Genomic DNA, 9,227 nt, shown 5'->3' with positions numbered 1-9,227 from the left:
AAAATTTTATCTCCTTTGAATGATGCGCAAATAAATCTCTTGCGCTTTTTTTTCATCGCCCGCATTGTAGAATGTATTCCCCACGTTTTCGGCTCCAATGCGGCCTTGAGAATTTCCCATTTTCCAGGCTGTCATGTAATGTTCCAGAGCTTCGTCGTAGCGCTTTTGTGCAAAATAAATTTGCCCCAAATCCACATGGAGCCTGTCGCTGTCCTTTTGAAAGCGCAAACCCTCTTCCAGGGTAAAAATCGCCATCCACGGCGAAGCATCCTGCAAATACATCTGCGCCAAAAAACGCCGAGCCGACGTATTGCGCGGATCCGTCAAAAGCCCGCTTTCCATTTCCCGAATCGCCTTTTTGGACGAATCCATTTTGCTGTAATAATGCGAAAGGGTGTAATGCACATCCGCACCGGCAGAAACGGCATTGTCCACCGCGCGCTTCAATGTTCTTATCGCATATTCATAATCGCCTAATTTTTCATAAACTTCGGCAAGGCCATACCAGGCGTCAATTCTATCCGGATTCAGCTGCGTCGCTTTTTCAAAATGTTTTTGTGCAAAAGCAAGGCTGTTCGAGCGGATAAAGCACTCGCCCAGCGCATAGTGAATATGATCCGATTCTTCGCCCAATTCCAACGCGCGATAATAAGCCGCAATCGCCAGACCGAAATCCCCACCCAGATAATACAAATCGCCCAGAAGAATCCACGCCTTTGCAAAATCCGGCATCAGTTCAACCGTTCGTTTATACGCAACCATCGCGATATTGTTTTTTTTCAGCTGGACCAGGGTGTTTCCCAAATTAAACCAGGCAAACGGTTCATATCTACCGTCCTGAATCGCTGCACGATACATTTTTACCGCTTGCTTGTATTCGCCCTTATCGTAAAGTTCATTCGCCTGCTTGAAAAAATCCTGAGCGAATGCGCTGCCAAGTCCCAGCACAAATAAAGCGAACGCCGCCTTTTTCAAAAACGACTTATGAATCGCACGCCTCCAAATTTTGCAGAAATCACGGAACAAATTTGAACTCCTTGGAAGCCTTTTGCGCCACCGGATAATGCCCCAATTTGGCAGGTTCAAATTTCCAAGAGCGAATCGCTTTCAAAGCTTCCGTTTCAAAACCGTATCCCGGAGGATCTACGGACAAGACTTTCACATCGGTAGGATTTCCATAAACGTCTATCACCAAATAGACTTTCACATAGCCCGCGACGCCCAGCTTTTTCGCCCGTTCCGGATAAACGGGGTTCACCATTTTAAGAGCCTGAGCCTCTTCATCGACATCGCCCGCTTCATAGACAAAATTCTGCATTCCGCCGCCAGCACCGACATCAACCCCATCGCCAGCACCATCTCCCCGGGCAAGCGAAAGATCCATGCTGAAATTCGATGGAGAGCGAGCCGCATTGGACATGCTGTTCAGCTTGAATTTATTCGGCTGGACAATTTTCTGGATTATCTTCTGCGGTTGGGTTTTCTTTTTTTCCTGCACGGACACTTCTACTTCCGTCAATTCTTCCAGTCTCGGTTTTTGTCTTCCCATATCATTTTTAAAAAACAGAACATTCAATACGGGAATCGTTAAAAAGAAAAAAGTATTGACGACCACGGCCAAGACGACCGCAAAAAACCATCGGGAATGAAACAGAATTCCGGAAAGTTTTTTCAAGGCTACTCCTTTGCCGCCGAAATGGAAACCTTCCGGACGTGGGCGAGATTGCATTCATCCAGGACATCGACAATTTTTCCCGAAGGCGCGTCCCTGTCCGAAACAATCACGACAGGTCTATCCGGAGCCTCGTTCATCATCTGCTTCAAAATGGTTTGCAACGAAGAGAGGTTCACCTGGGTCTCGTTGATGTGAATAGTTCCCTGCCGGGTAATGCCAATCAGGATGCTCTCCTTGGAAAGTTCCTTCACCGTGCTCGCCTTGGGCTTGGAAACGTCGATTCCCGTTTCCCGCGTAAACGTAGAAGTCACAATGAAAAAAATGAGGAGGATGAAAGTCATGTCCATCATCGGCGAAATATCGATACCGCCGACTCGACGGCGTTGGCGACGGATAAAACTCATTTAGCCTCCCCGAAGAACTTCTCATTTTCAAACTGCAACACCTGCTTCCATCTCTTGCTCTTCAAACGCTCCAGTTTCGATTGCAAATGGTTATTCGCCAGAACGATGGGAAATGCGACCAAAAGTCCTGCCTGAGTCGTGAGCAACGCTTCAGAAATTCCGTCAGCGATAAGAACGGGATTTCCAAAACCGAACAGCTGGATTGTTTTAAAAACGTGAACCATTCCGGACACCGTTCCCAAAAGCCCGAGCATCGGCGCCAGCGAAGCGCAAGCGGCAATCGTCGGAAAAGATTTTGCAAAATCCGATTCCATTCCATGACGCATTTCATGCAGCCGAAAATCGACAGCAAGCCGCCCCAAGGCTTCCGTTTGCGAAACCGTCGTCTGAAACCGGTGAAGAAGACCGAATTTTCCCAGACTCTTGGCGCGACGATACATAAAATAGCGTTCAAAAATCAACGTCCAAGCAAATAAGCCCAGCAAAAATATCGGGAGCAAAACCCAGCCGCCCTGAACCAGCATCGCGCGGATTTCTTCAAAAACAGAAAACAATCTCATCGCTAGCCCTTAATCCAGCGGGAGTTCAAAACGGCAAGCCCCGCTTTTTCCATCCGAATCCGAATCGCATCGGCTCGATTCGCCATAAACGTATGCAAAAATTGCAAAGGAATCGCCACAATCAGTCCCGCTTCCGTCGTGATGAGAGCCACCGAAATGCCACCCGCAAGAAGTTTAGGGTCAGAAGTCCCGTGCATCGTGATGACCTGAAAGAGCTGAATCATTCCCATGACCGTTCCCAAAAGTCCAATCAAAGGAGCGGTCGTCGCCATCACCGAAATCGAAGACAGCCCGCGTTCCAAAGAAGGAACCTCACCAGCAAAAACTTCTTCTATCGCCTTTTCCGCCGATTCGCGGTCGGGATAATCCCTGAGAATACCGGCCTGCACCACCTTTCCTACAGAGCCGTGAAGTTTTTTCGCCAGCCCACGGGCTTCTTCCAATTGTCCCGCCGACGCCAATTCAATCACTTTGCGATACCGAAGCGTCACTCCTTTCGCCGAAAGAACGATTCCGCGTTCCAGCACCAGCAAGAGCCCCAGCAACAAAAGAGCCGCAATCGGATACATCAAAATGCCGCCATCGCGGAAAGTCTGACGGCAAATATCCCAAAAGGATTTTTCTTCGGCGTTTGCCAGTTCCGAAGAGAGGGTGGTACTCAGAAGAACATCCACTGGAATCATCGTAAAGGACGAATCTTGCGCCATCTTAAAGGCTTCAATGACGCCGCTCTTGGATTCCACCGTGTTCATTTCCTGCCACGAAAAGACGCGTCCTTTGTCCCCCGCAGCGGGAAGCATCATCGAAACCGAGCTGTCCACGCCAGACGACGCGCGCATCGCAAAAATTCCTCCCAGACGGAGTTCATCCCCAAAAGCCACTTTGCTTCCAAAAAGAATTTCGCCCTTATTCCATTCGATTTCCCGGCTAAACGCCAGTTCCCGTTTCGCCAGTTCAATCACGCTTTTAGCCACTTTCATCGGATCGTCACGATAGAGCGTCATGTTCTTGGACGTGCGATTAAAATCCTCGATTCGAGCAGGCAAACGGAAGGGAATGCCTTGCTCTTTCAAGCGAGAGAGGGGCTCCAAGACACTCTTGTCCGCGACCAACGCCAAAAATTCGGCTCTTTTTCCTTCCGCATTTTCCTTGACTTGCGCCAAATCTTCCCGGGCAACGCGCACATTTTCTTCCAACCGAACCCGTTCTTCCATCAAACGATCCAATTCGTCCTTGGCTTCTTCGTATTTCTGGTTGAAAAGTTCCCGCTCCTGATTCGCTTTTTCCCTGTCGTTCCAGCGAGCGGCCACTTCCATATCCCGTTTCTGGCGGGCCTCTTCCAAATCGGCTTTTGCCTTGTTCAATTCCGCACGTTCCCGAACCAAGGCGTCTCCGTTAGAACTTCCGCCCAACGGCTGCTGCGCCAAAAGAATTCCTGTTCCAATGGCAAGCACTACGGTTATTTTCTTCAAAGCGTTTTTCATTTTTTCTGCTCCTGCGCCGAGCTTTCTTTTGTATTCTTCAATTCGTTTTCAGCATCCGTTCGCCGGGAAGATATCGGGATTTTGACGATATGCGGAGCGGATTTGCCCTCTGCAACTCGAAACGCGTCTTTCACGTCGGCTCGAAGTTCCAAAGATTCTGGAAATTTTTTCCAGGAATAGACGCCATTCACCCTATCCAGCCAATAATAATCGGACTGGTCCGCGCTTTCAAACATAGCGGCCACCGTCCCATAGCGGAAAAACTTGCCTTGCATCTGCCGACCGCTTTCCGCATCGGTTAAATAACCGTCCCAACTTTCCGTAGTATATCCCATGCGAATACGATCCACAAAAACTTCCAAGACTCTTCCCAAAGCATCGTCCGGGGCAATCACGCCCTTCTTTAGCTCCATCGCCATCTCGCGCAAGCTCTCGGCGGTTTCACTTGCCCGATACGGAAAATCCGATTCAAAAAACGGAACGAGTTCTTCGATGACAACGGCAAGCTCCTGCGCATACTTCGCCTTTTTCGAATCATACCAACGAGAAACTCCAGAAGACTTGTTTCTCGCTTCATTCAAACGGGAAAGTTCCGCCTTCATCGCATCGATATCGGCGCGCAGCGCTTTTTTCTGGTTGGAAAGCGACACCACCTTTTCGCGCCCGGAACGGATAAAATCCTCGTGGCGCTTTTTTTCATCCGCGTGCAATTTCTTTTCGCGAGCTGTTTCATTGTTTACGGTCTGAATCTGGCGCCGAACGCCATCCAGCGTTTCTGCGGAAAAAGCCACGCCGCAGCAGAAGATCAAACAGAGAAAAAAACATTTTTTCATAAGGCTATTTCTAAAAAGGACTTTGGTGAAGAAAAATCGCATGAGACCAAGCGGCAGAAAGGAAAAGCGGGCAATACTGGATGTATCGGTCTCTTTAAGAGACTAAGCGGTGCGATATGTCGCAACCGTTTTTTTGAAAAGGAATTTTTAGAAGTTGCCATAGATTCAAAGATACAAAAAACGCCCGACAGCGAGCCAGACGTTTTTGAAGTTCAAAGCACCTTCGATGCAACCGTTATTTACCGAACTCTTTAATATAGGCAGGCGTATTTTTAGCACCGTGCTTTTTCAGGTAAGCGATCAAGCGGGTGTAGCCTTCGTTTTTCGCCCAGTCCAAGACAGAATAACCCTGACCGCACTTGGCGTTCACATCGACACCCTTGGAAATCAGATAGACCATCGCATCGTAATTGCCGCCCTTCACCGCCAAATGGATGGGGAAATACGAATCTGCGCCGCGCACTTCAAGCGGAGCACCCGCATCGCCGAGCATTTTCAGAACTTCCGCATCGCCGGTCTTTGCCGCCAAAGCAACAGCCGGAGCCGTGGATTGGATTTCGCCGGATTCCCGCATTTTCGAAATCAGAAGCTGCGCCACTTCCCGATGCTTGTTCTCTATCGCATCTTCCAAATAGGTTTTGCCGTTGCTGTTGGTGCCGTCCAGCTTGGCACCATGCTGAATCAAATACTGGAGAATATCGACTTTTCCTTTATTCACCGCAATCGCCACCGCAGAATTTCCATTTCCATCTGTCGAATTGATATCGTAAGCCGCCTTCAAAAATAAGGACATGGCCGCCGTATCATTTTGAGCGATATACGACATAAATTTATTCGGGGTGAACGGAATTCCCTGTTTCGTCAAATGCTTGCGGACAGAAGCGGGATCATTCGGATCCATTTCATCCGAACAGGCGACCGTAAAAAGCAGAGATAATGCGCACGCACCAAGAGCCAAAATTTTTTTTGTTTTCATAAAAACTCCAGTAAAAAAAATTCCCTTTGAAAATACACAATTTTTTACCAAATTGTTCTTAAATTCTAAAAATTTCTCTTTATTTCCACGATTTCGGCCTCGTTTGGAAAAATCCGTGCAAAGAAGAGCCTCATTTCCAAAGGGCCCTAACCGAGGCCACCACCGCCAATCCCCTATCGACGCCAGCCGATGATTTAAAACCGACAATTCTTTAAGTAAAAAGTATTTTTCCCGAAAATTTGTAAAAATCTGGAAAAAGAGTTCCAAAAAAATGTAGAATTAGAGGACGATGTTTTATCTGAATCGTTTCTTTGGCTCTATTTCCATCGCCGTGAGCATTTTCGGCGTAATCTCCGCTTTTGCAGAACCCACTTCATCAAATGCTATTCCACCAGACTCGGTGAAAGTCGTCTCCCCCACTCCAGCAGAAAAAGACTCCACTGCCGGTGCGAATGCGGAAAGCAATGCCGATTCTATAAATGTCGCTTCAAATGCTCCGATCGAAAAAGATTCCACTGCCGGAGCGAATACGGAAAGCAATGCCGATTCTATAAATGTCGCTTCAAATGCTCCGATCGAAAAAGACTCTACTGCCAGCGCGAATACGGAAAGCAATGCCGATTCAACAAATGTCGCTTCAAATGCTCCGATCGAAAAAGACTCTACTGCCGGAGCGAATACGGAAAGCAATGCCGATTCTATAAATGTCGCTTCAAATGCTCCGCTCGAAAAAGATTCCTCTGCAAATGCGGGAATAAACACTGCGGATTATTCCACAAGACATCCCTTCGGCATCGGCTTTCTCTATGAAATTTCCTCTATCAAAAAAGCAAATGTCGCCTATCATATGACGCGCAAAGGAAAGCGCTACCATATTGACGTTGATATTTCCAACATGATTGGAGTCGCCGGTCAATACGCCGTCAACAACTGGATTTCCCTATTCGGCGCTTTTTCCTATAACCGCTTCGATATAGATTATACGCCCAAAGACAAATCCAGCAAGAAGAAATCGACAACCGCGGACAATTTGCTTCTTCAAGGCGGATTTGAAATCGGATTTTCCTTTATCCGCAGCACAAACTACCAGATTCGTGCACTGGGATTTTTGGGAGGAATGTTCGGCTACTCCATTCTGGACGACGATTATTACAGAAACCCACTGATTTTCGGTTATGTCCGCGGCATAGGCTTGCAGGCGAGCATTCGCCGTTTTGCCGTTTTCGCCGGATTCCGAAGCACCCACTATTATTTCCACACTTACAACGGTCACAACTGGAAAGAAGACGACCATTCCTTTATGCTGGACTTTGACACAATGTCCTGTCCCTTCTTCTCGGTTGGCATCGGTTTCTAAAGAGATTCCCATGAAAGTATTTGTTACCGGAGCGGCGGGTTTTATCGGTTGCGAAACCGTTCTCGCCTTCTTGAAAGACGGTCATGAAGTCTTTGGCATCGACAACCTGAACGACTACTACGACCCAAAACTCAAGCGCGACCGATTGGCACGCATTCCCTCCGAACGTTTTCATTTTACGGAATGCAGTCTGGCCGATAAAGAAACGGTTTTTCGGCTTTTCCAAGAAAACCGGTTCGACATCGTTGTCAATCTGGCCGCCCAAGCCGGCGTCCGATACAGCCTCATCAATCCGCAAAGCTATGTGGATTCCAATATTACCGGTTTTTTAAATATTCTAGAATGCGCACGAGCGTTTCCGCCCAAGCATCTTGTGTATGCCTCGTCTTCCAGCGTCTATGGACGCAATACCGAAACGCCGTTTCGCACCACGGATCGCGTGGAAAAACCGTCCAGCCTTTACGCCGCCACCAAGCGTTCCAACGAACTGATGGCCGAAACCTACCACCATCTTTTTCACTTGAACCTGACGGGCCTTCGCTTCTTTACCGTCTATGGGCCTTGGGGACGTCCTGATATGTCTCCGTGGCTTTTTGCAGATGCCATTACGCACAACCGCCCGATTAAAGTGTTCAACAACGGCAACATGATGCGCGACTTCACCTACATCGACGACATTGTAGAAGGAATCCGCCGCATTGCCTACAATGGAACCGAAAAATCGGAAGCTCTCAATCGCCTTTATAATATCGGACGCGGAGAACCCATCAAACTGATGGATTTCATTGCCACTCTCGAAAAAAATTTTGGGCACGAAGCCGAAAAGACAATGCTTCCTATGCAACCGGGAGATGTGGAAATCACTTGGGCAGACACCGAAGCCCTTGAACAGGAAATCGGATACACACCCAGCGTCAATTTGGAAGACGGCATCGCCCGCTTTGCCGAATGGTTCAAAGAATATACCGCATAAATATTTTGCGATAAGCCCATCTCCAAAAGCCGTCCAACCGGGCGGCCCTTTCATTTTCCTATATTTACAATATGATGGAACATTCTCAAAAAGACCGTCTGATTCGCGCGACAGGAGCACACGTTCCCTTTCGCCTTGTTCTGGCGGACATTACCCATTCCGCCGAAGAAGTCGGCAAAATGCACGGAGCGTCCTCAGAAGCACTAAAGCTTTTGGCGGAAACCTCTATCGCATCCCTGTTTCTTTCGTCCAGCCTGAAATTTCCCGGCACCGTCTGTGTCAAAGTTTCTTTTTCCGGGGACATTTCTTTTGCCGAAGCGGACTCCACCCCACAAGGCCTTTTCCGAGCGATGATTCCGCAAGATGAAATTTTGCACAATAAGCAATACGAGCCGGCTCTTTCCCCTCAACGCTTTGAAGTCGTCACTTTGGACGAACACGGAAAACGGGCGCGGGAAAGCATTATCGAAGCGGTTTCCGAAAGCATGGGCAGAAATCTTTCCGTCTATATGCTGCAATCGGCGCAAACGCGATCCGCTGTGGGAATCGAGGCCCGCCTGAACAAGGATAACCCGCAAAAATTGGACTACGCCGTCGGATTCTACTTGGAGCCTTATGCCGACATTGCCGATGAAGAGCTCGACGTTCTGGAAAAACAAATTGCCAAGTTGCCGCCCTTTTCGGAATTCTTTGACGGAAACCGATTCAATCTGGAGCTTCTCCAGAATACCATCTCCGGCGAATACCCGACAACGATTGTCCGCGAAATCGAACCGCGCCCTTATTGCCCGTGCAGCAAAGTACGTTCCCTGGCATCGCTTGCCAGCATTCCAACGGACGACTTGCAAGAACTCATTCAAAGCGGCGAAAACGTGGAACTCGTCTGCGATTTTTGCCGGAACAAGTATGTGGTCACTCCGGACGAAATCCAAGAAATTATCAACAACCGCCTTTTAAAATAAGAA

The 9,227-nt window shown here is 48.3% G+C and carries 11 protein-coding genes; 4 read left to right on the top strand and 7 right to left on the bottom strand.

The features are described 5' to 3' along the window. Positions 1-6: 6 nt before the first annotated feature. From BGX14_RS13790 to BGX14_RS13765, 6 genes are read right to left on the bottom strand one after another with little or no spacing between them, the layout of a single operon-like run. Entirely contained in the window at positions 7-1,026 is a 1,020-nt protein-coding gene (locus tag BGX14_RS13790) for a tetratricopeptide repeat protein (protein ID WP_095880191.1), read from the bottom strand. After that, on the bottom strand, positions 1,016-1,675 hold the full coding sequence (locus tag BGX14_RS13785) for an energy transducer TonB (protein WP_233126560.1): 660 nt from the start codon (positions 1,673-1,675) through the stop codon (positions 1,016-1,018). The genes BGX14_RS13790 and BGX14_RS13785 overlap by 11 nt, the downstream gene beginning before the upstream one ends. Positions 1,676-1,677: 2 nt before the next feature. Next, entirely contained in the window at positions 1,678-2,079 is a 402-nt protein-coding gene (locus BGX14_RS13780; protein ID WP_073306207.1) for a biopolymer transporter ExbD, read from the bottom strand. Beyond that, entirely contained in the window at positions 2,076-2,639 is a 564-nt protein-coding gene (locus BGX14_RS13775; protein ID WP_073306208.1) for a MotA/TolQ/ExbB proton channel family protein, read from the bottom strand. Before BGX14_RS13775 ends, BGX14_RS13780 begins: the two co-directional genes overlap by 4 nt. 2 nt (positions 2,640-2,641) lie before the next feature. After that, positions 2,642-4,123, bottom strand: a complete 1,482-nt coding sequence (locus tag BGX14_RS13770; protein ID WP_095880190.1) for a MotA/TolQ/ExbB proton channel family protein — start codon at positions 4,121-4,123, stop codon at positions 2,642-2,644. After that, on the bottom strand, positions 4,120-4,914 hold the full coding sequence (locus tag BGX14_RS13765; protein WP_233126582.1) for a DUF3450 family protein: 795 nt from the start codon (positions 4,912-4,914) through the stop codon (positions 4,120-4,122). The genes BGX14_RS13770 and BGX14_RS13765 overlap by 4 nt, the downstream gene beginning before the upstream one ends. On the opposite strand from BGX14_RS13765, the gene BGX14_RS16220 reads away from it, so the two are divergent. Next, the gene (locus tag BGX14_RS16220; RefSeq protein WP_233126588.1) at positions 4,828-5,211 is read left to right on the top strand and encodes a hypothetical protein; all 384 of its coding nucleotides are present in this window, start codon (positions 4,828-4,830) and stop codon (positions 5,209-5,211) included. The two genes, BGX14_RS13765 and BGX14_RS16220, sit on opposite strands and share 87 nt — an antisense overlap. Here BGX14_RS16220 and BGX14_RS13760 read toward each other — a convergent pair. Continuing rightward, entirely contained in the window at positions 5,192-5,932 is a 741-nt protein-coding gene (locus BGX14_RS13760; RefSeq protein WP_095880377.1) for an ankyrin repeat domain-containing protein, read from the bottom strand. The two genes, BGX14_RS16220 and BGX14_RS13760, sit on opposite strands and share 20 nt — an antisense overlap. Positions 5,933-6,221: 289 nt before the next feature. Here BGX14_RS13760 and BGX14_RS13755 point away from each other — a divergent pair, with 289 nt between their 5' ends. The 3 genes from BGX14_RS13755 to BGX14_RS13745 all read left to right on the top strand — a co-directional run bounded on the left by BGX14_RS13755 (position 6,222) and on the right by BGX14_RS13745 (position 9,224). After that, a complete protein-coding gene (locus BGX14_RS13755) occupies positions 6,222-7,289 on the top strand; it encodes a hypothetical protein (RefSeq protein WP_095880188.1) in 1,068 nt (355 codons plus the stop codon). A 10-nt stretch (positions 7,290-7,299) separates the two neighbouring features. Beyond that, complete coding sequence (locus BGX14_RS13750; RefSeq protein WP_073306219.1) at positions 7,300-8,262, top strand: NAD-dependent epimerase/dehydratase family protein; 963 nt, start codon at positions 7,300-7,302, stop codon at positions 8,260-8,262. A 71-nt stretch (positions 8,263-8,333) separates the two neighbouring features. Continuing rightward, positions 8,334-9,224: an Hsp33 family molecular chaperone HslO gene (locus tag BGX14_RS13745; protein ID WP_233126559.1), complete on the top strand. Its 891-nt coding sequence runs from the start codon at positions 8,334-8,336 to the stop codon at positions 9,222-9,224. Positions 9,225-9,227: the final 3 nt, after the last annotated feature.

This window comes from Fibrobacter sp. UWS1 (assembly GCF_002300445.1).
Taxonomy (GTDB): domain Bacteria; phylum Fibrobacterota; class Fibrobacteria; order Fibrobacterales; family Fibrobacteraceae; genus Hallerella; species Hallerella intestinalis.
This window is presented reverse-complemented; position numbering and strand designations above follow the sequence as displayed.